The sequence below is a fragment of the Pseudomonas sp. UW4 genome, from assembly GCF_000316175.1.
In the GTDB taxonomy this organism is placed as follows: domain Bacteria; phylum Pseudomonadota; class Gammaproteobacteria; order Pseudomonadales; family Pseudomonadaceae; genus Aquipseudomonas; species Aquipseudomonas laurylsulfatiphila.
In genome coordinates this window covers 999,358-1,024,646 of record NC_019670.1, presented here as the reverse complement: position 1 = coordinate 1,024,646, position 25,289 = coordinate 999,358, and the positions used below count along the sequence as shown (strand labels likewise).

Sequence of the window (25,289 nt, the reverse complement as noted above, 5' to 3'; positions counted from 1 at the left end):
CATGAATGTTCCTACGCCGTTTCCAGCAACACCGGTATCAATTCCGGCACGGCAGAGAGCTCGGTCTGAAAGAAGAACGAACGCTCGCCGAAGGCCGGTTGCAAGTCGTCGAACCAGGTCACTTGCGGATCGAAGCGCGCGTAGAACGTGCGCAACACCCATTGCGGATTGCGTGCCTGGAGGAACTGCAAGACGAAGACTTTTTCCCCGGCGACGGTCTCGATGCCGTTGATCAACACCTTGCCGTAGAAGGTGCTCATGGACGGCCCGCGCACCGTTCGCGCAAGCCCAGACACCGTGCGGTACGCCGCCTGGAAGATCTCAAAGGCCCGTGCCAGCGGCATCGCGAAGTAGTGGCTGGGGCCGGTGTCACGCTCGACGAACATGTAATACGGCACGGCCCCTAGCCGCACGCCTTCGGTCCACAGCGCGGCCCAATCGGCGGGGTTTTCGTTGATGTGGCGGATCACCGGCGCCTGCATGCGCAGTGTCGCGCCCGTCGAGCGGATGCGCTCGATGGCCTGGCGGGCAATGGCCTGGCGGATCTCCACCGGGTGGTTGTAGTGGCCCATGATCGACAGGTTTTTACCCGCCGCGACGATGCGCCGGAACAGCTCCAGCAACTCGGGCGCATCCTTGTCGCTGACAAAACGCTGCGGCCAGTACGCCACCGATTTGGTGCCGATGCGGATGCTCTTGAGGTGTGGCAATTGCAGCAGCGGCTCGATGTAACCGGCCAGCGAGCGGGTGTTCATGATCATCGGGTCGCCGCCGGTAATCAGCACGTCCGTGACTTCGGTATGCACCCGCAGGTAACTGACCAGCTCCTGGGACTCTCGGGCGTTGAATTTGAGTTCTTCCTCGCCGATGAACTGCGCCCAGCGGAAACAGAAGGTGCAGTACGCGTGACAGGTCTGACCGGCACCGGGGAAAAACAGCACGGTCTCGCGGTACTTGTGCTGGATGCCCGGTAGGACTTTGCCGTTGAGCGTGACGCCGTTGTGGGTCAACTGTCCGGCCGGATGCGGGTTCATGCGCAGCCAGATCGCCTCGATCCGATGCTTGATCGCCGCGCTGTCATCCAGCTCGATCAGTTGTTTGAGCGAGGCGTATTCCTCTGGCAGCAACATGTCCTTGTGGGGGAAGGTCATGCGGAAAACCGGATCGTCCGGAATGTTGTTCCAGTCGATCAGCGTACCCAGCACGTATTCATTGGTGCGAAACGGCATGACCCGGGCCACGACGGTCATGGCCTCCTGCAACGCCGGCGTCAGCTTGTGCCAGTAAGGTGTGTCGCGGATGGTGCGTGAGTTATAGGGTTTGTAGCGTTCGTGCTCCGACAGTCCTTGCATGGCCGCGCTCCTGGTGGTTGCCCTGAGTGTTGTTAGGCGATGGCCGGCGCTTTGCGCTCTATGTCCATCCACGCCCGAACGCTGTCGCGATCCCACTGGCGACGCACATAGGCTTGGAGCCGTGCCGGCACCGGATCGCCGTTGGCAACCAGGCGGTTGAGCATGATTGCCAGGTCGGTGTCGGCAATGCTCCAGTCACCGAACAGATGCTCGGCGCCCTCCTCCAGCAGATGGTCGGCGACGAACAACAGGCGTTCGACGGCGGCTTGGGCCTCGTCGGGCAGCGCGGTGTTTTTCTTGCCGAAGTACACCAGGTCAAACGGGCGCTCCTTGCGCACCGCCAGCAAGTCACTGCGCAACCAGGCCTGCAATTGACGGGCACGGGCACGCTGCTGGAGGCCCTGTGGATAGAGCTTTTTATGCCCCGGGCAGAGTTCATCGAGGTACTCGGCAATCGCCGAGGATTCCGACAAGGCAAAATCGTCGTGAACTAATGTTGGTATTTTGCAGGTCAGCGAAAGATCGCGATAACTCGTCCCATAGTTCTCGCGCGATTTCAGATCAACCGTGACAAGTTCAAATGAAAGTTGCTTTTCCTTGAGCGCGACAAAAGCCGACATCGCAAAAGCGCTGACATGATCGGCGCCGACATACAGTTTTAGCTTCCTGTTTTCCATAGAGCACTCCATTGACTGACTGCAGGGATCAACGTGCATTGGAAGTGATCGTAGTTAGTTGAATGAAGGCTGAATAGATACAGAATTTGTCCGTTTCAATCGATACAGAAAGTTGTTTTCTACCGGCAGACACGCAGCCAAAAGCACTGCAAATGGGGATACAGGGGCAGGCCTGTAAAACAAAAAAGGGAGCCAACGAAGGTTGGCTCCCTGGGTTGATGCGTTGGGTAATTACGGCCGGGTGGTGATCAGGCCATGGCTGTCGGCAAAGTTCGAGAGCAGTGCCATTTGTGGCATGTTGCTCATGTTCAGCATCGCCAGAGACTCGTGTTTGCTGGTGTTGACGAAGCCATGCCGGGTCCAGGCCGGCACCAGCAGCACGTCGCCGCTGCTGACGTCGACCCCATCGGCATCGCCGAGGGTCAGCACGCCACTGCCACACTGGATAACGAACAGATGCCACCAGGAGTGGGCATGACCGTTGAGCGTCACACCGGGGTTCAGCCATTGCATGGCGATCGCCATCCCGGGCGTCACCGCACAGCCGTCAATGCTCTTGTCGTGAGCCAAGGCGACAATATCCACGTCGCTGGCCTCAAGGGTCTGACGCATACCCGCCAGTTCGGTGCCTTTCCACACCTTGGCACTTTGCTGTCGATGATGCAGACTCTGACGAAAGTCCTTATATGAAAAAAACGCACCTTGAAAGTTGTCCATTCGCACGTCCTTTCTTTTTATTTCCCACACTTTAGCGCTAAACCTTAAGTTATAGGGTTCAGCGCTGTAAAGTCTGGAATTAATTTACAAAACCGATGGGCGCAAGGCGGCGATCATGTCCACTTCTATCGCGGCATTCTTGGGTAATTGATAAACACCGACTGTAGTGCGTGTATGTTTACCGGCATCGCCCAACACGTGGCTGAACACATCCGAGGCGCCGTTGGCCACTTCGCTCAAGTCGACAAAATCCGCCGTGGACCTCACATAGACCGTTACCCGGATCAATGACTTGATCTTGTCCAGCGAACCGATGGCATCGACGATCAACGCCAGCCCGCGCATCGCACTGATGCTGGCGGCCGCTTGCGCATCGGCCATGCTGAGGTCCAGCCCGACGCGGCCAGGGTAATGGATCTTGCCGTTCATGCGTGGCACCAGGCCGCTGATGTACAGCTCATCGTGATGACGGATCAGCGGCGCATAATGCCCGCCTGCGGTGTTTTCGCCGTAGATGTCATAGCCAAACTCTTTGGCCAGGGCGATGAAGCGTTCATCGCAGGTCATGTGCTGGATCATTGATCGAACCCTCTTGATCGGTAATGCAAAAAACGGCTGCTTGCAGGCTCAACACACGGCACAGGTAGCCGGTGCCAGGCAAGTCACCTCGATGCGTGACTCAATCGACTCGGCCAGGCGCAACAGGTCGTTGCTCAGTTGCCCGTAGTCTTCGTTGAACAACACGATGTGGCCGACGAATGAGAAGTTGTCTTTCACTAATGCGCTGACCGAGTCGCCAATCCGCTTGGCGTACTGTGCTTCCACCAGGTCGATGCGCAGTTCGCGGGCCAGGGTCTCGATGTCTGGTGTTACCCGCAGGATGCCGCCGGCTGGCGCTCTTAGCAGGCGAATGCCGCAGTAGCCGCGAGCCACCGGCTCATGCTGCTCGGTCTTGCCTTCCACCGCCCAGCGCACCCAGCGTTCCCACGGATCGAAATTGACGAAGGCGCGCTTGGCCAGGTCCCAGATGTGCATGCCGCCGGGGCGCATGTTGGTTTCCACGGCGCTGGTCAGGTTGTCGCGGCGCAGGAACACTTCGTTGTGCCAGGCACCGTTGTCCCGGGACACCAGACCCGACATATGCCGACCGGCAGCCATCAAGCGTGCCTGAACCTGCGCCGCAAGCGGTGCGGGGACGACTTGCTGGATCTCTGCTCGGTAGGCGCCTTCGGTGGTGGTTTTTTCAGTCACCCAGGTGCTGCCGGCCACATAGTCCCAGCTGTATTCGCGGGCGTTCTGCACCAGTTCTTCAAGGACGATGCCGCCTTCGCGGTAGGGCTTGAGGGCGAGCCAGGCGTCATCGCATTCCGAAGGGTGATGGATCACGCGACAGCCTCGGCTCGCCCCTTCGCAGGCTGGCTTGATGAAGGCCTTGCCACCCAGTTCGACGACGCTCTGGCGCAGTTCCGGCAGGCTTTCGATCCGCACGGAAAACACCGGCCGGTATTCTTCAGGGGAGGTGCTGGCCGTCGCTTCAAGCCGACGAAAGATCTGCTTGTCCAGGCCCGCCCGCGCTTCGTCCGGGGTAATGCCCGGCAGGCCGAAGTGAGTGGCCAGTGCTGCACCGAGCAGCACGCCGCGATCGGAGAACGGCAGTACGCCGATCAGCTTCCAGTTATCGGCATTCAGGCACCCCACCACCAGTTCAAGGGACGCCGCCACGTCTTTCTCGGCCAGTGAAGTGCTGCAGACGTGATCGGCCACCTGGTCGTCATGGGGCTGAATCTTCTCGACCAGCAGGATGAGCCTGGCGTTGTAGAGCGACTTGCACAGCTCGCGCAATTTCTGGATGTCGTGAACCCGATTGCCGTTGTAACCGACCACTACCACGCATGAAGTCGTATTCATAATGCCCCCGACCTGCAAAGTGAAAACCGCAACGGCGATGACTCAGTCATGCAGCGACGCATTGGATTGACGGTTGAGCCAGTACCAAGCCAGGATCCCGCCGGCGCCGATGGCGGCGAGGACCAGCGCGTTGTACGGCGCCGGCACCACTCGCATGATCAACACGGTCAGCCCGGCCCCCACCCCCAGGGACACTTCCTTGACGAACATGTTGTTTTGCTTGACCGAGAAGTAATCGAGGTAGCTGAAGGCGCATTCGGCGATCGACAGCAACGCCACCCAGATCAGCGCCCCGGCAAGGGTTTCGACGTGGAATGCGGCTGGCGAAGACAGCACGGCAAAGCCGCCGACGATGATCCCGATCACTGCCACGACCTTGAAGCGCCCGGTGCGCTCGATCAGCTTCATCACCGGCAGCTGGGCGAACACCACCACGGCGCTGTTGAGGATCAGCATCAGGCCGTACCAGGCCGGCAGCTCGCCGGTCTTGAGCAGGATCGCCTGTGGCAGGATCGAGAACACTCCGAACAGCTTGATGCCCATGATGATCCCGGCGATCACCCACGGCAGTTTGTTGCCCCAGCTGCTGCCGACCTGACTGGCCGGACGGGCCAGCACCGGTTCGCTGGTGAAGGTTGCGCCGAGGGCGATCGGCAGGCACAGCAACACGAACGCCGCCGCACCGAGGAAAAACATCGTTGGGGTCAGCAGCGGCGACAGCAGGATCAATCCGGCCACCAGGCTACCCATGTTCATGGCCACGCGGTTGTAGGCCGCGCCTTCCTTGGTCTGGGCCGCTTCGCTCTTGATCAGATAACCGGCTATGGCAATGCCGTAGGCAAAGAGTGCGGCGGCAAACATCACCATGCCTTGATTGCTGGTCAGCGCCAGCAGCACCAAGCCAAGGCCGGCACACAGCAGCGTGACGCTCAGGGAGCGGCGGCCAAGCACCAGTAAAGTCAGGGGCAACAGCAGTAACAAGGCACGATATCCAAGGGCCAGGATGCTGTTGGTGGCCGTGTCGAGCCAGACGTTGGCCTTGCCCAGCACCGCGAACAGCGAGACAGCCGTGATGATCCGGATCGTGAATAACCGCAGGTTAATGACCGGCTTGGCCACCGCGACCGTTGTTTCGACACTCATGCAGCACCTCAGGAACCGGATGAACGCCCACCAATAAAGGCCGACATTCAGAAAAGTCTGTAAGGGCATGGTAGAGAGAGAGGCTTGTCCTGATCAGGGCAAGTTCGTATAGAATCCAACGAACTTTACTGCCGGAGAGACCAGTAAAATGCAGGTTCAACGCGCAGTCATTGCCGCCATTGAATTCCAGCCCGGCGCGCCGCTGGTGCAGCAGATCGTCGATCAGTTGACGCAAGCCATCAGCACCGGGGGCCTGCCCCACGGCGCCAAGCTGCCGCCGATTCGCGAACTCTCCGACTTGATGAACGTGGGCAAGTCCACGGTGGTCGATGCCCTGGACCGCATGCGGGCCAAGGGGCTGGTAGTATCGCGCCAGGGCTCGGGGCATTACGTGCATCGCTCCGAAGCGGCGCTGAAAAGTGGTACCGGCCCGGACCTGCAACCCCAGGACACCCTCAGCGTGATTCGCCGCGCACTGCTGCTGGACAACGGCGCGCTGCGCCCCGGCTGCGGTTTCCTGCCGACCTCGTGGCTACCCGCCGAAGAATTGCAGAAAGCCGTGCGCAGTACTCTGCGAGCGACATCGTTGCGCATGGGCGAGTACGGCGTGGCCGGCGGTTACTTGCCATTGCGCCAGGCTCTGCGGGTCAAACTGGCGACCTTCGGCATCGAAGCGCCGGTGGACCAGATCATCACCACCGCCAACACCATGCAGGCCATCGACCTGCTGATGCGCCTGCTGGTCAAACCCGGCGACACCGTACTGCTCGATGATCCGTGCTACTTCAACATGCACGCCAACCTGGCGCTGCACGGCGCCAAAGTCGTCACCATCGCCCGGGATTGCGACGGCATGGACCTCGACGCGTTCGAGCAACTGCTGATCGCCCACAAACCCGTGCTGTACATGACCAACAGCACGCTGCATAACCCCACCGGCCACTCGTTCACCCCGGCCCAGGTCTACCGCTTGCTGGAACTGAGCCACCGCCATGGCTTCCACATCGTCGAAGACGATCTGTACTGCGACATCCAGCAACGCCGCACCCCGCGCCTGGCGGCCAGCGGGCTGGACAATGTGAGTTATGTCTCCGGCTTCTCCAAGACCCTGACCGCCAACAGCCGTGTCAGCTACACCGTACTGTCACCGCAACTGGCGGCACGCATGGTCGCCCTGAAAATGGCCTGTGGTGGCGTGACCTCGGAACTGGCGGAGCAGATTACCTGCACCATGCTCAGCGACGGCAGCTACGCCAAGCATGCGCGGCGCACGGTGGACCGGCTGTATGAATCCAACAGCCGAGTGGCCGGTTGGTTGGCGCAGGCCGGGTGTTCGCTTTCCTCGCTGCCCGGCGAAGGCGTGTTTATCTGGGCGCGATTGCCTGACGGTTTGCACGCCGAGAATCTGGCTCGCCAAGGGCTGGAGAACAACATGGTATTGGCGCCGGGGACCTTGCTGAGTAAAGGGCCGAATGCCAGTCAGTTCCTGCGCTTCAACGTGGCGCACAGCGACAGCTTGCAGGTGCGTGAGCGGTTTTTCCGCTTGCTCGACACACAAAGTAAATAACTGACACACCAACCCTGTGGGAGCGTTGTACATAAAACCGGCGGCACAACTGAATCTTTCGACTGCTCGCTAAAGTACAAAAATAACTGAGCGCTGCCCAAGCCCGTGGAAGTGGGCTTGCTGGCGAAATCGTTATGCCGCCCGCGCAAACGCGGCGTTGTTTCACCTCCCCCTCACTGACAATGCCCCGTCACGATGAGCGAAATCAGCAATCGCCCACCTCTGTTGCAAGCCATGCTGCGCCTGTTGGATTTCTCGACGGAACGGCTAAAGGTTGTTGCACCTGCCTTTGCAACGCTCCATAGAAAATCGTTTCGGTAAACCTCTTCATTCATAGGTGATTACATGCTGTCAGCAGTTTCCTCGCCCTCCCAAACAGTTCCAAGTAGCGCAGCAAGCACCTCTTCACAGGCGAGTAGTCAACCGCCCCCAGCCCAATCAATTGTTGATTTCAGTAGTGCAACCCCGGCAGAAGCGCAACAGGCCATGGGAACCAGTGCCAACCTCGGCAAGATTGTATTGTTTGAAGGTACACACTTCTATTTGAAAGATGCAGTAAGTTATCTGCCCGTAAGCCCGGAAATGGGTAATGCGATCACCTCGCGAGAAGTCGCCAGCGCCAAGATGTATGGCTTGTTTTTACCCGCACCGGAAGAGTTGATGGTCAATCAATGCGGCTCGATGATGGGAGGCGAAGACAACAAAATTTACATTGCCTCTAAACTCGTCAGCTACCAGGATTTTGCAGACTGTTTAATACGAAAAGAGTTAGCTGATGATCTTGAGCAACAATTCGAGGAGTTCACCAATGTGCATACAGAGGCCTTCAAAAGAAATGCTGACACTGCCAAAGGCCTGACTGACGAACTATGCGTTTTACGGGAAAAACACAGCAATTGGTGGGCAGGGACCGGTGGTGCCCCCAATACAGAGCTGGTTCAAACTTATAGACCCAGGGCGGAACAACTTGATGAAGTGATGCAAGCGCAGATTCACCTGTTACCGGAATCATTGCAGAGACAAATGCAAGAACACCTGGCGGTGTCGCAGCTATTGGGTGATTGGGACCCGATCAACGCTTTTTACAAGAACATGGGCATAGTAAAAGCGGAAGATGGAAATTTGCAGGTAATGCGTGTTGATTTCGGGAGTTGCCTGGATGTTGGCTTTCAAGGGCAATCCAAAGAAACCGGCTTTGACACCGCAGTTAAACAGCGCCCTGCGGTTTTCCCAGAACTTAAAAATGTGTTCAAGATGGAGAACGCCACATTTTCAGAAAAACTACCAAGATTGGCGGAACAGTTTGACGATCTGCCTTATGCAGACCATGCACAATCCATCGCGGGAAAAGCCGAATGGGCTGATAGCACACGCATGAAGGTTGCTTACCGTTGCAGTTTGATACTAGAGCTGCGGGATTGTGTGCAAAACCCTTTTGAGACCATGCTCAAGGAAAACTTGATCGACACCCCTGAACTTACAGCGAAAAATGCCTTGATCGATACGTTCTACGCCCGCATGGAAACGCTTATCAACGAACAATGTGGTGCAAGCGTCAACATGATGAATTGGGAGAAAAATCAGCCAGAGCTTTCGACCTCGATCAGAGCCGATATTTCATCCAGATTGGGCATTGATATGGCACCGTTAAGTACATGACCGACGGCACCACCGTTCCACTGTGGGAGCGAGCGAAAAGGCCGTCACAGCCAATATCCATGTCGCCTGACACACCGCCTTCGCGAGCAGGCTCGCTCCCACAGGGGACCAGCGTCGTACCCGGTATCCGCGATGACCACTAACCATTGTGGGAGCGGGCTTGCCCGCGAAGAGGCCGTCACATCCAGCATCAATGTTGCTTGACACTCCGCCTTCGCGAGCAAGCCCGCTCCCACAGGGGTTGTGGTGTCCCGGTCATCCCCGGCCAGCAGATCGCTACGATTGCCGACTCCATCCTTGCCGGCTAACTTCGCTCCCCGTCGCTGCCAATTCAGCGACCGGGCCTGATAACCCGAGTAAGATACAGGCGCACAAGCGCCACCAATCACGATTGCCGGCGCTTTTTTGTGTCTGCACACTCGTGCAATGGCGGCTGTGCGTGGGAGACCTTCGGGTCTGCCGGGTTCCTGTATCTCCGGTTTATCAGCCCGCGCATAGCTGCCACCCATTCGCCTGATAACGAACGTGGTAGCTCTCTACTTGATACGGGAGTTTTACTCATGAACGCTATTGATCTGTCCGCTTCACTGGTCATCCCACACCACCTGACCTACAGGAGGTGAAGCCCAATGACCAACCCTCAAGACCTCAAAACCATCGGCCTCACCCCGTTCTCCTACCACGCCAACGAACCACTGTTCCGCATCAACGCCGGCGTCCCGGTGATCGAAGCCCTCTACCACGCCTCCGACCTGCTCCACCTCGCCAAACTGCTCGCCTCAGACGCCGCCATGGTTCGCGACTCCGACCGGCATGCCTGGGCCTCGCACTTTTTGCAGGACATGAGCAAGGCGATCATTGATGACGTGGTGAAGGTGCTCGATGCGCCGTGTAACAACCGCGCATGAATGAAAAAGCCCCGCGTTTCGTTTGAAACGCGGGGCTTTTCAGATATTCGACGATGTGATCAGACGACTGCCAGTCGATCAACCATATCCGGAAACTTCTCAACCAACCTGATCAGCAAGGCGGCCTGAGCATTCGGCTTCGACTTTTCCTGCTCCCAGTTTCTCAGGGTGCTGGGACTGGTTCGAATTCGCTTGGCGAAAACAGCCTGGGACATGTGTAGCTTTTCCCGTAGTGCAACAATTTCTTGTGCCCCCACCTCAGGTGCAGGGATGTCCTCCACAACCGTATTGCGCAATGTAATCTTGCCTTCGCGTTGAGCCGCCATCTCATCAACGCCCTGCATCAACTCTGCAAACAGGTCGCGTTTTTTCATGGGGTACCTCATGGTGTCGGTAGGTGACTATAGGCAATTTGCCTATAGTCAGGCAAACAAGTTAAATAGCTGATACTCACCGCTCCCACAGGGGGGTCAGCGTCGTCCTTAAAACTGGCGGCAGCATGGCCTACCAGAATTACCCCAACAAAAAGCCCCGCTCTTCTCTCGAAGGCGGGGCTTTTCGTTACAGCATCTAAACCTTAAGGCGCGTACGTCAGCAGCAACTCGGTCGGCACTTTGAAGTCCAGGGACATCATCACGCTCAACGCGGTAATGGTGAAGATCGAGAACACGAACAGCTTGCGTGCCCAGACCGTGTCATCCACTGCCTTGTAGCCGGTCCAGGCCATGTACAGCCAGTACATGCCCATGGCCGCGGCGACGGCGAGGTAGCTCATGCCGGCGTAGCCGCTGAAGGTCAGCATCAAGGTCGCCACGAGGAAGGCCAGGATGTAGATCAGGATGTGCTTCTTGGCCACCTGGATGCCGCGCTTCACTGGCAGCACCGGAATCGATGCGGCCAGGTAATCGTTGAAGCGGAAGATCGCGATGGCATAGGAATGCGGCATCTGCCACAGGCTGAACATCACTAGCAGGGTCAGCGCGGCCATGTCGAAGGTGTTGCTCACCGCGACGTAGCCGATGACCGGCGGCATGGCGCCCGACAGGCTGCCCACCAGCGTGCCGTGAACCGACTTGCGCTTGAGGTACAGGCTGTAGAAGCCGACGTAGATCACGAAACCGATGACGGCGAACAGCGCGGCCAACGGGTTGGCCACCTTGTACAACAGGGCAACGCCGGCAACACCCAGGACGGTCGCATAAACCAGCGCCAGTTTCAGGGAGATCAAGCCCTGGACCAGCACCCGGTTCTTGGTGCGTTCCATCTTCAGGTCGATGTCGCGGTCGATGCAGTTGTTGAACACGCAACCGGAGGCAACCACCAGGGACGTGCCGATCATGGCGGCCAGGAAGATGGCCAGATCGACATGCCCTTTGGAGGCCAGGAAAAATCCGCCTGCCACAGAAAGCACGTTACCGAAAATGATCCCCGGTTTGGTGATTTGGATAAAGTGCTTAAGGGACATGCGGATCTACCTCACTTCGCCATCATGAACGTGTGGATGCTGAACATGATCCACAGCGACAAGCCAACCAGCAGGACAATCACGATCGCGGCGAAGACAAACGCAATCACGTTGTTACGCTGCGCGGCCGAACGGTCCAGGTGCAGGAAGTACACCAGGTGCACCAGCACCTGGACGATCGCGAACGCCAGGACGATCAACAGGGTGATCGACTTCGGCAGCGTCGGGTACATCACCAGACCGAATGGAATGACGGTCAGGATCACCGACAGGATGAAGCCGATGGCGTACGACTTGTAGCTGCCGTGACCGGCGTCGTCGTGGTGGGAATGAGCTGGGTTAGCCATTTACATAGTCCCCATCAGATAAACAACGGTGAATACGCAGATCCAGACAACGTCCAGGAAGTGCCAGAACAGGCTCAGGCAGCTCAGACGGGTCTTGTTGGTCGCCGTCAGGCCGTTTTTCTGCACCTGGTACATCATGATGCCCATCCAGATCAGACCGGCGGTCACGTGCAGACCGTGGGTACCAACCAGGGTGAAGAACGCGGACAGGAAGCCTGAGCGACTAGGGCCGTAGCCTTCGGAGATCAAAATGTGGAATTCATTGATCTCCATGGCGATAAAGCCTGCACCTAACAGGAAGGTCATGCCCAGCCAGCCCAGCACCGCCTTCTTGTTACCCTTGTACAACGCCAGCATGGCGAAGCCGTAGGTGATCGAACTGAACAACAGAAGAGCGGTTTCGCCCAGTACGTATGGCAGTTCGAAGATGTCGTGACCCGACGGGCCACCCGCTACGTTGTTAACCAGTACCGCGTACACCGCGAAGATCGACGCAAACAGAATGCAGTCGGTCATCAGGTAGAGCCAGAAACCGTATACGGTCATCTCGCCCGAGTCGTGGTGGTGGTCATCATGCCCATGTCCATCGACATGGGTGTGTCCAGCATTGGTCACTAAATTCGACATGGTTTAAGCCTGTTCCAACGAGGTTTCAACACGGGTGGCGGTGGCCGGAATTTTCCCTGCCGCTACCAGACGCTTGTGCTGCTCGGCTTCGATGCGCTCGATCACATCGACCGGCACCATATAGCCTTGATCATCACGGGCCGCGTGGATCACGAAGTAGATCACGGTGCCGGCCAGGCTAGCGATTGCCAGCCACCAGATGTGCCAGATCATCGCGAAACCGAACACGGTCAACAGAGCACCCATGACCACACCGGTGGCGGTGTTGTTAGGCATGTGGATCGGCTGGTACTTGGCCGGAGCCTTGTAAGCGGTGCCGTTTTCCTTGGCTTCGGTGAACGGGTCGATGCAGTCGGCTTTCGGCAGCACGGCGAAGTTGTAGAACGGTGGTGGCGACGAAGTCGACCATTCCAGGGTGTGGGCATTCCACGGGTCACCGTGTTCGCACATGTTTTCCGGCTTGTTGCGGTCACGCACGCTGACGTACAGCTGGATCAGCTGGCAAGCGATACCCACGGCGATCATCACCGCACCGAACATGGCGACGTACAGGTACGGCACCCACTCAGGGTTGGTGGTGGCGTTCAGGCGACGGGTCATACCCATGAAGCCCAGAGCGTAGAGCGGCATGAATGCGACGAAGAAGCCCGAGATCCAGAACCAGAACGCTGCCTTGCCCCAGCCTTCGTGCAGCTTGAAGCCGAACGCTTTAGGGAAGTAGAACGCGAAACCTGCGATGTAACCGAATACCGCACCGCCGATGATCACGTTGTGGAAGTGCGCGATCACGAACAGGCTGTTGTGCAGAACGAAGTCGGCACCCGGGATGGCCAGCAGTACGCCGGTCATGCCACCGATGGCGAAGGTCACCATGAAGCCCAGGGTCCACAGCACCTGGCTGGTGAAACGCAGACGGCCCTGGTAGATGGTGAACAGCCAGTTGAACAGTTTCACACCCGTCGGGATGGAAATCAGCATCGTCGCCAGACCGAAGAAGGCGTTGACGCTGGCACCCGAACCCATGGTGAAGAAGTGGTGCAGCCAAACCATGAAGCCCAGGATCGAGATCGCGCCCGATGCGTAGACCATCGAGTGGTGGCCGAACAGTTTCTTGCCGGTGAAGGTCGAGATGACTTCGGAGAAGATACCGAACGCTGGCAGGATCAGGATGTACACCTCAGGGTGACCCCATGCCCAGAACAGGTTCACGTACATCATCGGATTGCCACCAAGTTCGTTGGTGAAAATGTGGAAATCCATGTAACGGTCAAGCGTCAGCAGTGCCAGGGTAGCGGTCAGGATCGGGAACGAAGCCACGATCAGGACGTTGGCCCAGGTGCAGGTCCAGGTGAAGATCGGCATGTCCATCAGCTTCATGCCAGGGGTACGCATTTTCAGCACGGTGGCCAGGAAGTTGACCCCCGTCAGCGTTGTCCCCAGACCCGATAGCTGTAGCGCCCAGATGTAGTAGTCCATCCCCACGCCAGGGCTGTACTGCAGGCCCGACAGCGGCGGATAGGCAACCCAGCCGGTCTTGGCGAACTCGCCGACGCCCAGGGACAGGTTGATCAGCACCACGCCGGAAACCAGCAGCCAGAAGCTCAAGGAGTTCAGGAACGGGTAGGCAACGTCACGCGCGCCGATCTGCAGCGGCACTGCAAGGTTCATCAGGCCGGTGAAGAATGGCATCGCCATGAAGATGATCATGATCACACCGTGGGCGGTGAAGATCTGGTCATAGTGTTCAGGTGGCAGGTAGCCAGGCGAACCCTCGGTGGCCATGGCCAGCTGGGTACGCATCATGATGGCGTCGGCAAAACCGCGCAGCAGCATGACCATGGCGACGATGATGTACATCACGCCGATTTTCTTGTGGTCGACGGACGTCAGCCACTCGGTCCACAGGTAGGTCCACTTCTTGAAGTAGGTGATTGCAGCGAACAGCGCCAGACCACCGAGCGCGATCATGGCGATGGTCACCATCACGATCGGCTCGTGGAACGGGACCGCTTCCCAACTTAATTTACCAAACATCGTTTACTCCTCTGCCCCGGCAGCTGAATGCGCGTTCATGTCCATTCCTTGCGTAGCGGCCACTTCTTTCTCTTCTTTCTCGTGCTTCACTTTCGGACCCGGTTTCATGCCTTCGTACTTGTCGACGATGGTCTGGAACAGGTTCGGCGTCACCGAGGAGTAGAGCTCGACTGGGTTGTTCTGGCTCTGCTTGGCAAGGGCGGCGTATTCAGCTTGTTCAAGCTGTTTAGGTGCCTTTTTGACTTCACTTACCCAGGCGTCGAATTCTTCCTGGGAAGTGGCGATCGCTTTGAATTTCATACCGGTGAAACCAGCGCCGCTGTAGTTGGCGGAGATACCGTCCATCTCAGCGTTTTCGTTGGCGATCAGGTGCAGCTTGGTCTGCATGCCCGCCATCGCGTAGATCTGGCCACCCAGCGCAGGGATGAAGAACGAGTTCATCACGGCGTCAGAGGTAATGCGGAAGTTGATCGGGGTGTGCGCCGGGAACACGATCTTGTTGACCGTGGCGATGCCTTGTTCCGGGTAGATGAACAGCCATTTCCAGTCCAGAGCGACCACTTCGATGGTCACAGGCTTCACGTCCGATTCCAGTGGCTTGTACGGGTCCAGAGCGTGGGTCGACTTGTAGGTGACGTAACCCAGGGCAATGATGATCAGCACTGGAACGGCCCACACCGCGATCTCGATCTTGGTGGAGTGGTTCCATTTCGGGGTGTAGGTGGCGTTGGTGTTGGACGCGCGGTATTTCCAGGCGAACAGGAAGGTCATGACGATGACCGGAACCACGACCAACAGCATCAGCAGCGTTGCGGTGATGATCAGGTTTCGCTCGTCCAGACCGACCTGGCCCTTGGGATTGAGCAAGGTCATGTTGCAGCCTGACAGCAACAACGTGCCGATCAGCGGCAATAAGCCTAGTAGTCTGGGGTACCTGTTTTTACTCATCTCACGACCTCTAAAGCAGCTTGCGCAATGCAGTTGGGTTTTGATCGCCAACACTTCACCCTGCCAAGGGTTGGCATTTTTCTTGGATTGAATAAGGGCATGCCCGTCGTGCGTCAGACGCTGTACGACAAATCCCGGGCCTGCGGTGAGTTCTTATTCGAATTCGTGGTCAAAGGCCTTGTTACAGACCAATTCCATTTGGTGCGGGTAGTTGGAGGCTCCGACACCTGGGCATCGCATGAAGCCACCAGACCTCTCGACACCCTGTTCCTGCACATACCTGGTTAAGATTTGAGCAGCGTCGGGAATTCAGTGCGGGCGATTGTAGATATGTAGTGTTTTATAAACCATGTCTCATCCCGAAATAATTTTTATCCGAACCGGCAACAATCATTCACCGTTTTCGCAAAAGCGGCGCATCTTATCGAAATTGATTCTCAACAAAAACACCAAAATAAGTAGGTCTTCCACCCACAGTTCAGACAGTATCGGGTGCCTCCCTGCTGCCCTTGACCCTGCCAGAGGCCCGATATGACGGGGACTCCGGCCAATCGCAAGCCCCTGTTAAAACTGCCTGTTCGGGTCCGGAACGGAAAAAAACGGGAGCCTGCAAAACAGCCCAATTTCGTTACCATTCCATGTGCCAATCCGGCCTCCATGAAGGCTCTGCGACACCGACTCTGTGACAACATGTCGCACATGTGTCGCACCCCTGGCTGCCCCACATCAGGGTCTTTTTACCTGGTCTCTGGAATGCGCCGCTCAACACAAAAAAAGCCCCGCTCCTCTGTGCAAGGAACGGGGCTTTTTTGTCCGACAATGCGTGGCGGCAGATGACCTCAGCGCATCGCTTTGCGGTTACGCGACGTCAGCAGCGGCACCAGCACCACGATCAGTACGAACGCCACCAGCGCCCACTGCGCCAGCGACAAACCGAGGATCGGCGGGTATGGCGTGGAGCAGAAACCATCGACCTGGAAACCCAGCGGGAAGATCTTCGCCAGCGGCAAGTCATCGACAATCGGTTGCAACACATCGATGCCGCAGCTGACCGCCGGATAGAACTGCGTATAGACGTGATGCCCGGCAACGCCTGCACCTGCCAACGCGCAGATCACCACCAGGGTTTCGAACACCGTGATGCTGCGACGGTTGCGCATGGCCGCGCCGATGAAGGCGAAGATCGCGATCAGCAGCAACGCATAACGTTGCAGGATGCACAGCGGGCAAGGCGCCTCGCCCAGGACAATTTGCATGTACAGCGCGCCGCCGATCAACGCCAGGCAAATGATGCCCAACAACACCAGGTAGCGCCGTTCACGCCCCAACCGCATGGATTCATCGCTCATCGCGTTTCCCTTCAAGATTCGAGTGCCCGCCAGTCTACACGCTGGCCCGGACCTTTGAGAGTCTGGAGCATGTCCGGGGGATTCGGGGGGAATAGACGACAAGGCGGTTAAGGAGGGATTAACTTTTCAGCTTTTTTCCATTCAAGACCGCGTCGCCTTCATCGTGGGCAAGCCACGCTCCCACAGGTTATGTGTCGTTCACATCGATCTGGATCGACACAAATCCCTGTGGGAGCGGGCTTGCCCGCGATGAAGGCGACGCGGTCTCCGGTACTATTTATTCCAGCGCCGCTGCCGGTCCGAAGAACTCATAGCGGCTTTGCTTCTCCGGCACACCCAGTGCCTTGAGATGGCGCTTGATGGACGCCATGAAACCTTTCGGCCCCAGGAAGTAAACATCCAGGTCACGCTGCTCCGGCAGCCAAGCATTCAACTGCTGCTGGCTCAACAAACCGACCTTGTGCGCCGCCGGGCTCACGCCATCGTCCTCGGAATAGCAGTAGAAGCGCTTGAGTTGCGGGTGACGCTCGGCCAGGCCATCGATCCAGTCGCGGAAGGCATGCACGCTGCCGTTGCGCGCGCAGTGGATGAAATGCACCGGCCGCTGAGTCTCCAGCGCCGCTTCGAGCATCGCCAGGGTCGGGGTGATGCCAACGCCGCCGCTGATCAGTACCAATGGTTTGTCGCTGGCGGTCAGGGTGAACTCGCCCGATGGCGGGAACAACTGGATGCTGTCGCCGACATGCATCTGGTCATGCAGGTAGTTGGAGGCGCGACCACCGGTTTCACGCTTGACGCTGATGCGGTACTGGCCTTTGTTCGCCAGCGCCGACAGCGAGTAGTTACGACGGATCTCTTCACCGTCGAGGATCAGTTTCATGCCGATGTACTGGCCGGGTTCTGCCGCGAGGATCGGACCTTTGTCCGCAGGTTCGAAGTAGAACGAAGTGATCTCGGCGCTCTCCTTGACCTTGTCCACCACGATGAATTCCCGCGCCCCGCGCCAGCCGCCGTGGGCCTGTTCTTTTTGGTCGTAAACGCTGGCTTCGGCACCGATCAGGATGTCCGCCAGTTGGCCGTAGGCCGCGCCCCAGGCCGCGATCACTTCAGGGGTGGCGATCTCTTCGCCCAGTACTTCGGCGATGGCCCGCAGCAGGCAGCTGCCGACAATCGGATAGTGTTCAGGCAGGATCTGCAGGGCCACGTGCTTGTTGATGATCTTGGCCACCAGGTCGCCCAACTGGTCGAGCTGGTCGATATGGCGCGCATACATCAATACGCCGTTGGCCAAGGCACGCGGCTGGTCACCGCTGGCCTGATGAGCCTGGTTGAACAGCGGGCGGACTTGCGGGTATTCGGAGAGCATCATGCGGTAGAAGTGCGTGATCAGCGCCTCACCACCGCTTTCGAGCAGCGGTACGGTGGATTTGACGATGGCACGGTCTTGAGCGCTCAGCATAAGGTGACTCCTGGTCTTCTTGGGTTGCTAACGGATTACCCTATGCGTATCAGCTTTCGTGCCAACTATTTAATCGTTAAAAATCAATGAGTTAATAACTTAATAGTCATTTCGACACTGCCTGCTTTATAGTCATACCGACTACACGGAGTCACTATGACTGCAAAACCACTGCTCACCGCTTTGCTGCCCCTGGTCTCCGACCTGTCCCGCGAGCTGCCCGAGGGCGAGCGTTATCGCCGCCTGCTGGAAGCCATGCGCGCCTTGCTCCCGTGCGATGCCGCCGCCCTGCTGCGCCTTGATGGTGAATGGCTGGTGCCACTGGCCGTCGACGGCTTGAGTACCGACACCCTCGGTCGACGCTTCAAGGTCAGCGAGCACCCGCGTTTCGCAGCGCTGCTCGGCAGCCCCGGCCCGACCCGTTTCGCTGCCGACAGCGACTTACCTGACCCTTATGACGGCCTGGTCGATGGCCTGGATGATCATCTGGAAGTCCACGACTGCATGGGTTGCCCCTTGTTCATCGACGAGCGCCCATGGGGTCTGTTGACCCTCGACGCCCTCGATCCGGAGCGCTTCGAACCGATCGAACTGGATGCCCTGCAAGCCTTCGCCAGCCTCGCGGCCGCCACGGTCAACGCCGCCGAGCGCATCGAGCGATTGAATAACCGGGTCGAAGATGAGCATCAACGCGCCGAGGTCTACCGCCAGGCCAGTGGCCAGCAGAATCGCGAGATGATTGGCCAGAGCAAAACCCATAAAAGACTGGTGGAAGAAATCAACCTGGTCGGCGGCAGCGACCTGACCGTGCTGATCACCGGCGAAACCGGAGTCGGCAAGGAGTTGGTGGCCCAGGCCATCCATGCTGCCTCGCCCCGCGCCGACAAGCCGATCATCAGCCTCAACTGCGCCGCATTGCCCGATACCTTGGTGGAAAGCGAGTTGTTCGGCCATGTCCGCGGCGCCTTTACCGGGGCGATGAACGACCGCCGCGGCAAGTTCGAACTCGCCAATGGCGGCACGCTGTTTCTCGATGAAGTCGGTGAGTTGTCACTGACCGTGCAGGCCAAGCTGTTGCGCGTGTTGCAGAGCGGTCAATTGCAGCGACTGGGTTCGGACCAGGAGCATCAGGTCGACGTGCGCCTGATCGCGGCGACCAACCGCGACCTCGCCGAGGAAGTGCGCAGCGGTCGTTACCGTGCCGACTTCTACCATCGCCTCAGCGTTTATCCGCTGCTGGTGCCGGCCCTGCGCGATCGCGGGCGCGACGTGCTGCTGCTCAGCGGTTACTTCCTCGAGCAGAACCGCTCGCGCATGGGCCTCAACAGCCTGCGCCTGAACAGTGACGCCCAGACCGCGCTTTTGGCCTACGACTGGCCCGGCAATGTGCGCGAGCTTGAACATTTGATCGGCCGCAGCGCCTTGAAAGCCCTGGGCAATTGCAAGGAACGGCCGAAGATTCTCAGCCTGAGCGCCGCCGATCTGGACTTGCCCAACGCCAGCGTTGAAACCGCTGCCGAGCAACCTGTCGCCACCGTCACCCAAGCGCCGACCGGCGATTTGCGTGAGGCCACCGAGCGTTATCAGCGTCAAATGATCGGTGCCTGCCTGGAACGGCACAACAACAACTGGGCAAGCGCGGCCCGTGAGCTAGGCTTGGATCGGGCGAATCTTGGGCGAATGGCCAAGCGGTTGGGGATGAAATAGTGTTTTTCAGTGTCGAGTGAAATCTTGTGGCGAGGGGGCTTGCCCCCGTTCGGCCGCGCAGCGGTCGCAAATCCTGTTACGCGGTTTAACTGATACAAAGCTGAGGGCCGCTTCGCGACCCAACGGGGGCAAGCCCCCTCGCCACAATCGTCTGCCATTTGATCCGAGATGAGGGCATGTGCCCTAAAGCCTGCCCCCGACAAGTCGATAACCCGGCATCGAAGTCATGACAATCCCGGGATTGCCCGTCACCTTTTCCAGAGAAGGTTCCTATGTCCTCCACCAAAGCCCGCGCAGACTCACTTTCGCTTCTGCTGTTTACCCTGCGCAGCGGCAAGCTGATGGCGATCAACCTGCTCAAGGTCAGTGAGATCATTCCCTGCCCGCCGCTGACCCGGCTGCCGGAGTCACACCCCCATGTCAAAGGCATCGCCACCCTGCGTGGTGCATCGCTGTCGGTGATCGACCTCAGCCGCGCCATTGGCGAGCGTCCGCTGGAAGACCCGAACGGCGGCTGCCTGATCGTCACCGATGTCAGCCGCTCCAAGCAGGGCCTGCACGTGCAGGCCGTGAGCAAGATCGTCCATTGCCTGACCACCGACATCCGCCCGCCGCCCTTCGGCTCCGGTGGTTTGCGCGCCTACATCACCGGCGTGACGTCGGTCGATGGCACCCTGGTGCAGGTACTGGACATCGAAAAGGTCATCCACGGCATCGCCCCGGCACAAATCGAAATGGCGCCGACCGAACTGAGCATGGAAGACGCCGAACTGCTCGGCAACGCGCGCATCCTGGTGGTCGACGACAGCCAGGTCGCCCTGCAGCAATCAGTGCACACCTTGCGTAACCTTGGCCTGCAATGCCATACCGCCCGCAGCGCCAAGGAAGCCATTGACTGCCTACTGGACCTGCAAGGCACCGCGCAGCAGATCAACCTGATCGTCTCGGACATCGAAATGTCCGAGATGGACGGCTACGCCTTCACCCGCACCCTGCGGGAAACCCCGGACTTCGCGCATCTTTATGTCTTGCTGCACACGTCGCTGGACAGTGCGATGAACGCCGAAAAAGCACGACTGGCGGGGGCGAACGCGGTGCTGACCAAGTTCTCTTCGCCGGAATTGACCCAGTGCCTGATCACTGCGGCCAAGGCTGTCGCTGAACAGGGATATTGAGCCTTGGCCGAAGATTTTTGCTGGCTGATGCGGCGCGACCTAACAGAAGTCGTGCCGTCACCCGATTGGCCAGCCGGCCTGCAACTGAGCGAATACCATCCCGAAATCGGCGCAGCCGTGCACCGGTTGATGGAGTTCGGTTACCTCGAAGGTGGCGGTCGCGTGGCAGCGCTGGAGATGTGGCAATGGCAGTTCGAAAGCGACCCGGAATATGACCCGGCGCTGTGCTTCATCGCCCGGGATGCCGAAGGCATTGTTGGTGTGTGCCAGTGCTGGACCAGCGCTTACATCAAGAACCTGGTGGTGCATCCACGGTTTCAGGGCCGAGGATTGGGACGTGCCTTGTTGTTGCAGGCGTTCAAGGTGTTCCAGCAACGGCGCGAAGGATATGTGGATTTGAAGGTGCTGGAAGACAACCACCGGGCGCGGCGATTGTATGAAAGTGTCGGGATGCGTGCCGTTCGCCGGGAGCCGGTTCCAGACTGATACGCCGCAATCGCGAGCGGGCTGCTCCCACAGGGTTATGTGTCATGCACAGAATTTGTGGTCGTACTCGGTCACGGTGGGAGCGGGCCTGCCCGCGAAGAGGCCGGCAAAACCGCCTCAAAACCTTCAGGCATACTCCATCCTTGGCCATTGTACATCCAAGGACGCCTGAACCATGAAAGCAGCCACCCTGACTTTTCTCTGCCTCACCGCCCTCACCTCTCAGGCCTACGCCTCCAGCCCCGACGCCTGGGCCGCCTACGACAAGGCCGTACTCACCAGTTGCACCAAGGCCAGCGGCCTGAAAGACGCCAAACCCGTGGGCAACGCCGCGCAGTTCGATGACCGGGTTGGCTATACCGCGCTCCTGCTCCAGGGCCAGTACCCGCAAAAACACATGAAAGGTGCACAAGGCGCCGAGCTGTGCCTCTACAACAAAAAGAGCAAAACCGCGTACGTCACCGAATGGGACTCCATCCGTCCGGCCGCCAAGGTCAATTGAGTGGCGCACATTTCGTTACGGGCAGTTTGATCAATAACTTGGGCTACCGGCAACGGCCCCATCGCGAGCAGGCTCGCTCCCACAAGGGATCTTCAGTGAACATGGAATTTGTGTAGGACACAGATCCACTGTGGGAGCGAGCCTGCTCGCGAAGACGGCAGGCCAGGCACTGGAAATTTCAGCGTTTACCCATCGACCGACGAGTCCCCGGCGGCGCCATGCCCGGCGTCTTGGTGTGGCCGTTCTTGGCGCCGTTCTTGTACCACGGCTGGTTCGAGCCTTTGGCTGCCGCCAGTTCGCCCGGCTTGAACGGGAACTTGAATGCCGGGATCCCGGCTTTGGCTTCGCTGTCGGTGCTGGAGTCAACGCTGACTGGCAGCTCGGCCTGCACGTCGCTCTGGGCGTCGGCGACCGGCGGTTGTTTCGGGGAAGTCATGAAAGCTCCGGGTGATGCATGAAATGTCGGGCCCGGTGAGCGAGCCGCATGCCACAGTATAAGAAGTGCGGCAGTATACCGGAACGGCAGCGACAAGCTTCAAGCGGCAAGCTTCAAGTTAAAAACGATGGGAGCGACTTTTAAACTTGCAGCTTGCCGCTTGAAACTTGTAGCTTGCTAAGCATTCTTCACCGCCCGACGAGCCCGCCTCTCATGAAAAAGACTGTCCTGGCCTTCAGCCGCGTCACTCCGGCAATGGTCGAACGCCTGCAACAGGATTTCGACGTCATCGTGCCGAATCCGAAAAACGGCGACATCAACGCCCAGTTCAACGAAGCCCTGCCCCACGCCCACGGCCTGATCGGCGTTGGGCGCAAACTCGGCCGCGCCCAACTGGAAAATGCCGCCAGGCTGGAAGTGGTGTCCAGCGTCTCGGTGGGCTACGACAACTATGACCTGGCCTACTTCAACGAACGCGCAATCATGCTGACCAACACGCCGGACGTGCTCACCGAAAGCACCGCCGACCTGGCGTTCGCGCTGTTGATGAGCAGCGCGCGTCGCGTCGCCGAACTGGATGCCTGGACCAAAGCCGGGCAATGGCAGGCCACTGTCGGTGCGCAGCTGTTCGGTTGCGATGTGCATGGCAAGACCCTGGGGATCGTCGGCATGGGCAATATCGGTGCGGCCATCGCCCGACGTGGTCGCCTGGGGTTCAACATGCCGGTCATCTACAGCGGCAACAGTCGCAAGACCGGGCTGGAACAGGAACTCGGCGCGCAGTTTCGCAGCCTCGATCAGTTGCTGGCCGAAGCTGATTTCGTCTGCCTGGTGGTACCGCTCAGCGAAAAAACCAGGCACCTGATCAGTCATCGCGAACTGGCGCTGATGAAGCCGAGCGCGATACTGGTGAACATCTCTCGTGGCCCGGTGGTGGATGAACCGGCGCTGATCGAGGCCCTGCAAAACAAGCGCATTCGTGGTGCCGGGCTGGACGTGTACGAAAAAGAACCACTGGCCGAGTCACCGCTGTTCCAGCTGAACAACGCCGTAACCTTGCCGCACATCGGCTCGGCCACCCATGAGACCCGCGATGCCATGGCCAACCGTGCCTTGGCCAACTTGCGCAGTGCCCTGTTGGGCGAGCGGCCACAGGATCTGGTAAACCCGCAAGTCTGGAAGGGCTGACGCAAAACGGGCAGGTGTTACAAGCGCCTGCCCTTTGCCTTCAGAAGTTCGATTAAAACAAACTTGAATTCAACTCATACACACTTTGCAATTCAGCACATCACCCAGCAATAGAACCATCCGCTAAAATCCGTTACTTAAAAGGAAACCTTCCTTAATAATAACGGAGAAAATCTTGAACTCACTCAACACCAACCAGATCATTAGAATCAGCAAAGCCTCGATCCTGCTATTTATCAGCTTTTTCGGGTTATTGACGACTTACAACAATTTCGCCGACTACTCCACAAACTACGAGTATCTCGGCCATATACTGAGCATGGACACGACCCTAAATCAACTCAAGTACAGTAATAGAGCCATCACATCGCCCCTGCTTCATCATCGGATCTTTTGGCTGATCATAACACTTGAAATCATGTTTACACTCCTCTGCACAATAGGAGCCTACTATCTTTATAAAAACATAAACACCAGCAAGGAAGCGTTCCACGAAGCAAAGAAATTTGCAGTCGTCGGACTAGTGATTGCTATTTTTATATATTACGTTTGTTTTCAGGCCATTGGTATCGAATGGTTCAATATGGACGAATCAAAAAAATGGAACTACACGGACTGGGGTCGGCAAGCCGTTGACTTCATACTGTTATCCCTGATCTATATTGTTTTACCGATCGAGAGCGAAGAGCCGCCACTCTCGCCCGCCTCTGCTGAATCACGCTAACTTGCCAGTTCCCTGCATCAACGGCACTTTGGGTTTGCGAAACACCAGTACGTTGCCCGACATCACCAACACCAGCCCCAACAGTGCCGGCATCGTCCACTGATAACCCTCGGCGAACGCCGACACGTTGAGCGCCACCACCGGAAACAACACTGTGCAGTACGCCGCCCGCTCAGGCCCCATGCGGCCGACCAGCGTCAGGTAGGCGGTGAAACCGATCACCGACCCGGGAATCACCAGATACAACAGTGAGCCGATATAACGCGCGCTCATTTCCAGGTCGAAGGGAATGCCTTTGACCAGACACCACACCGAGAGCATCGCCGCCCCGTAGGCCATGCCCCAGGCATTGGTGGTCAGCGGCTTGAGACCGGCCTTCTGTTGCAGGCTTGAGAGCATGTTGCCCGCCGAGAAACACAAGGTGCCGCACAGGGCCAGACCAAGGCCGAGCAAGGTTTCCGGGCTAGCGGTATGCCCAGCCAGTTCCGGCCAGAACAGCAGGCCCAGCCCAAGCAGGCCCAGCGCACCGCCCATCAGCACGTTGCGGACGATTCTCTGACCGAAGAACACCCGCGCGTTGAGGGCATTCCACAAGGTAGCGGTGGAAAACACGACGGCCACCAGACCGCTGGGGATCCACTGGCTCGCGGTAAGGAAGCACATGAAGTTGACGCAGAACAGACACAGGCCCTGAGCCAGGCAAATCAGGTGCCCGCGACGGTTCATCACCTGCAGGCGCCGACTTAGCAACAGAATCACGAACAGCACCAGCGCGGCGAGGCCGAAGCGATAGACGATCGACACGGGAATCGCCACCACGCCCAGCTGCCATTTCAAGGCAATCCAGGTGGTGCCCCAGATCAGCACGGTCAGCAGGTACAAAGAAAGGTTCATGACAAAGGCTCCTCGAT

The 25,289-nt window shown here is 58.3% G+C and carries 26 protein-coding genes; 10 read left to right on the top strand and 16 right to left on the bottom strand.

What is annotated here, in order from left to right; translation table 11 throughout:
• Positions 1 to 11: 11 nt before the first annotated feature.
• The 6 genes from PPUTUW4_RS04420 to PPUTUW4_RS04395 all read right to left on the bottom strand — a co-directional run bounded on the left by PPUTUW4_RS04420 (position 12) and on the right by PPUTUW4_RS04395 (position 5,797).
• Positions 12 to 1,352: a lysine 2,3-aminomutase gene (locus tag PPUTUW4_RS04420; protein ID WP_015093569.1), complete on the bottom strand. Its 1,341-nt coding sequence runs from the start codon at positions 1,350 to 1,352 to the stop codon at positions 12 to 14.
• 32 nt (positions 1,353 to 1,384) lie between these two features.
• On the bottom strand, positions 1,385 to 2,029 hold the full coding sequence (gene yfcF, locus PPUTUW4_RS04415; protein ID WP_015093568.1) for a glutathione transferase: 645 nt from the start codon (positions 2,027 to 2,029) through the stop codon (positions 1,385 to 1,387).
• Positions 2,030 to 2,260: 231 nt separating this feature from the next.
• The gene (locus PPUTUW4_RS04410; protein ID WP_015093567.1) at positions 2,261 to 2,746 is read right to left on the bottom strand and encodes a cupin domain-containing protein; all 486 of its coding nucleotides are present in this window, start codon (positions 2,744 to 2,746) and stop codon (positions 2,261 to 2,263) included.
• An 84-nt stretch (positions 2,747 to 2,830) separates the two neighbouring features.
• The gene (locus tag PPUTUW4_RS04405) at positions 2,831 to 3,325 is read right to left on the bottom strand and encodes a RidA family protein (protein WP_015093566.1); all 495 of its coding nucleotides are present in this window, start codon (positions 3,323 to 3,325) and stop codon (positions 2,831 to 2,833) included.
• Positions 3,326 to 3,373: 48 nt separating this feature from the next.
• Positions 3,374 to 4,654 (bottom strand): hypothetical protein, encoded by a 1,281-nt coding sequence (locus tag PPUTUW4_RS04400; RefSeq protein WP_015093565.1) that lies wholly within the window; start codon positions 4,652 to 4,654, stop codon positions 3,374 to 3,376.
• Positions 4,655 to 4,696: 42 nt separating this feature from the next.
• The gene (locus PPUTUW4_RS04395; protein WP_015093564.1) at positions 4,697 to 5,797 is read right to left on the bottom strand and encodes a hypothetical protein; all 1,101 of its coding nucleotides are present in this window, start codon (positions 5,795 to 5,797) and stop codon (positions 4,697 to 4,699) included.
• A gap of 148 nt (positions 5,798 to 5,945) precedes the next feature.
• Here PPUTUW4_RS04395 and PPUTUW4_RS04390 point away from each other — a divergent pair, with 148 nt between their 5' ends.
• The 3 genes from PPUTUW4_RS04390 to PPUTUW4_RS04380 all read left to right on the top strand — a co-directional run bounded on the left by PPUTUW4_RS04390 (position 5,946) and on the right by PPUTUW4_RS04380 (position 9,931).
• On the top strand, positions 5,946 to 7,364 hold the full coding sequence (locus PPUTUW4_RS04390; RefSeq protein WP_015093563.1) for a PLP-dependent aminotransferase family protein: 1,419 nt from the start codon (positions 5,946 to 5,948) through the stop codon (positions 7,362 to 7,364).
• 345 nt (positions 7,365 to 7,709) lie between these two features.
• Complete coding sequence (locus PPUTUW4_RS04385; protein ID WP_015093562.1) at positions 7,710 to 9,023, top strand: hypothetical protein; 1,314 nt, start codon at positions 7,710 to 7,712, stop codon at positions 9,021 to 9,023.
• Positions 9,024 to 9,652: 629 nt separating this feature from the next.
• On the top strand, positions 9,653 to 9,931 hold the full coding sequence (locus PPUTUW4_RS04380) for a DUF3077 domain-containing protein (RefSeq protein ID WP_015093561.1): 279 nt from the start codon (positions 9,653 to 9,655) through the stop codon (positions 9,929 to 9,931).
• 59 nt (positions 9,932 to 9,990) lie between these two features.
• On the opposite strand, the gene PPUTUW4_RS04375 is transcribed toward PPUTUW4_RS04380, so the two are convergent.
• The 6 genes from PPUTUW4_RS04375 to cyoA all read right to left on the bottom strand — a co-directional run bounded on the left by PPUTUW4_RS04375 (position 9,991) and on the right by cyoA (position 15,352).
• The gene (locus PPUTUW4_RS04375; RefSeq protein WP_007970375.1) at positions 9,991 to 10,305 is read right to left on the bottom strand and encodes a helix-turn-helix domain-containing protein; all 315 of its coding nucleotides are present in this window, start codon (positions 10,303 to 10,305) and stop codon (positions 9,991 to 9,993) included.
• 203 nt (positions 10,306 to 10,508) lie between these two features.
• Positions 10,509 to 11,396: a heme o synthase gene (cyoE, locus tag PPUTUW4_RS04370; RefSeq protein WP_015093560.1), complete on the bottom strand. Its 888-nt coding sequence runs from the start codon at positions 11,394 to 11,396 to the stop codon at positions 10,509 to 10,511.
• Between the two features lie 11 nt (positions 11,397 to 11,407).
• Entirely contained in the window at positions 11,408 to 11,743 is a 336-nt protein-coding gene (cyoD, locus tag PPUTUW4_RS04365) for a cytochrome o ubiquinol oxidase subunit IV (protein WP_015093559.1), read from the bottom strand.
• A complete protein-coding gene (locus PPUTUW4_RS04360) occupies positions 11,744 to 12,370 on the bottom strand; it encodes a cytochrome o ubiquinol oxidase subunit III (protein ID WP_015093558.1) in 627 nt (208 codons plus the stop codon).
• Between the two features lie 3 nt (positions 12,371 to 12,373).
• Complete coding sequence (gene cyoB, locus PPUTUW4_RS04355; protein ID WP_015093557.1) at positions 12,374 to 14,404, bottom strand: cytochrome o ubiquinol oxidase subunit I; 2,031 nt, start codon at positions 14,402 to 14,404, stop codon at positions 12,374 to 12,376.
• 3 nt (positions 14,405 to 14,407) lie between these two features.
• On the bottom strand, positions 14,408 to 15,352 hold the full coding sequence (gene cyoA / locus PPUTUW4_RS04350; protein WP_015093556.1) for a ubiquinol oxidase subunit II: 945 nt from the start codon (positions 15,350 to 15,352) through the stop codon (positions 14,408 to 14,410).
• A gap of 27 nt (positions 15,353 to 15,379) precedes the next feature.
• Between cyoA and PPUTUW4_RS04345 the strand changes: the two genes are divergently transcribed.
• Positions 15,380 to 15,640 (top strand): hypothetical protein, encoded by a 261-nt coding sequence (locus tag PPUTUW4_RS04345; RefSeq protein ID WP_041474780.1) that lies wholly within the window; start codon positions 15,380 to 15,382, stop codon positions 15,638 to 15,640.
• A 551-nt stretch (positions 15,641 to 16,191) separates the two neighbouring features.
• On the opposite strand, the gene PPUTUW4_RS04340 is transcribed toward PPUTUW4_RS04345, so the two are convergent.
• Both PPUTUW4_RS04340 and hmpA read right to left on the bottom strand, forming a co-directional pair.
• On the bottom strand, positions 16,192 to 16,701 hold the full coding sequence (locus PPUTUW4_RS04340; protein WP_015093555.1) for a disulfide bond formation protein B: 510 nt from the start codon (positions 16,699 to 16,701) through the stop codon (positions 16,192 to 16,194).
• A 277-nt stretch (positions 16,702 to 16,978) separates the two neighbouring features.
• Positions 16,979 to 18,160, bottom strand: coding sequence for an NO-inducible flavohemoprotein (gene hmpA, locus PPUTUW4_RS04335; protein ID WP_015093554.1), 1,182 nt, complete (start codon positions 18,158 to 18,160; stop codon positions 16,979 to 16,981).
• A 156-nt stretch (positions 18,161 to 18,316) separates the two neighbouring features.
• On the opposite strand from hmpA, the gene norR reads away from it, so the two are divergent.
• The 4 genes from norR (at position 18,317) to PPUTUW4_RS04315 (ending at position 22,030) form a co-directional block, all read left to right on the top strand.
• A complete protein-coding gene (gene norR, locus PPUTUW4_RS04330) occupies positions 18,317 to 19,867 on the top strand; it encodes a nitric oxide reductase transcriptional regulator NorR (protein WP_015093553.1) in 1,551 nt (516 codons plus the stop codon).
• A gap of 272 nt (positions 19,868 to 20,139) precedes the next feature.
• Positions 20,140 to 21,042 carry a chemotaxis protein gene (locus PPUTUW4_RS04325; RefSeq protein WP_007970363.1) on the top strand — a complete coding sequence of 301 codons (903 nt, stop codon included), beginning with the start codon at positions 20,140 to 20,142 and terminating at the stop codon, positions 21,040 to 21,042.
• A 3-nt stretch (positions 21,043 to 21,045) separates the two neighbouring features.
• Entirely contained in the window at positions 21,046 to 21,528 is a 483-nt protein-coding gene (locus tag PPUTUW4_RS04320) for an N-acetyltransferase (RefSeq protein ID WP_041474779.1), read from the top strand.
• 175 nt (positions 21,529 to 21,703) lie between these two features.
• On the top strand, positions 21,704 to 22,030 hold the full coding sequence (locus tag PPUTUW4_RS04315; protein WP_015093551.1) for a hypothetical protein: 327 nt from the start codon (positions 21,704 to 21,706) through the stop codon (positions 22,028 to 22,030).
• Between the two features lie 178 nt (positions 22,031 to 22,208).
• On the opposite strand, the gene PPUTUW4_RS04310 is transcribed toward PPUTUW4_RS04315, so the two are convergent.
• Complete coding sequence (locus tag PPUTUW4_RS04310) at positions 22,209 to 22,466, bottom strand: hypothetical protein (RefSeq protein WP_015093550.1); 258 nt, start codon at positions 22,464 to 22,466, stop codon at positions 22,209 to 22,211.
• A 213-nt stretch (positions 22,467 to 22,679) separates the two neighbouring features.
• On the opposite strand from PPUTUW4_RS04310, the gene PPUTUW4_RS04305 reads away from it, so the two are divergent.
• The gene (locus tag PPUTUW4_RS04305; RefSeq protein WP_015093549.1) at positions 22,680 to 23,654 is read left to right on the top strand and encodes a D-glycerate dehydrogenase; all 975 of its coding nucleotides are present in this window, start codon (positions 22,680 to 22,682) and stop codon (positions 23,652 to 23,654) included.
• 175 nt (positions 23,655 to 23,829) lie between these two features.
• Positions 23,830 to 24,378: a DUF2165 domain-containing protein gene (locus PPUTUW4_RS04300; protein WP_015093548.1), complete on the top strand. Its 549-nt coding sequence runs from the start codon at positions 23,830 to 23,832 to the stop codon at positions 24,376 to 24,378.
• Here PPUTUW4_RS04300 and PPUTUW4_RS04295 read toward each other — a convergent pair.
• Complete coding sequence (locus PPUTUW4_RS04295; protein WP_015093547.1) at positions 24,370 to 25,272, bottom strand: DMT family transporter; 903 nt, start codon at positions 25,270 to 25,272, stop codon at positions 24,370 to 24,372. The genes PPUTUW4_RS04300 and PPUTUW4_RS04295 overlap by 9 nt on opposite strands.
• Positions 25,273 to 25,289 lie beyond the last annotated feature (17 nt).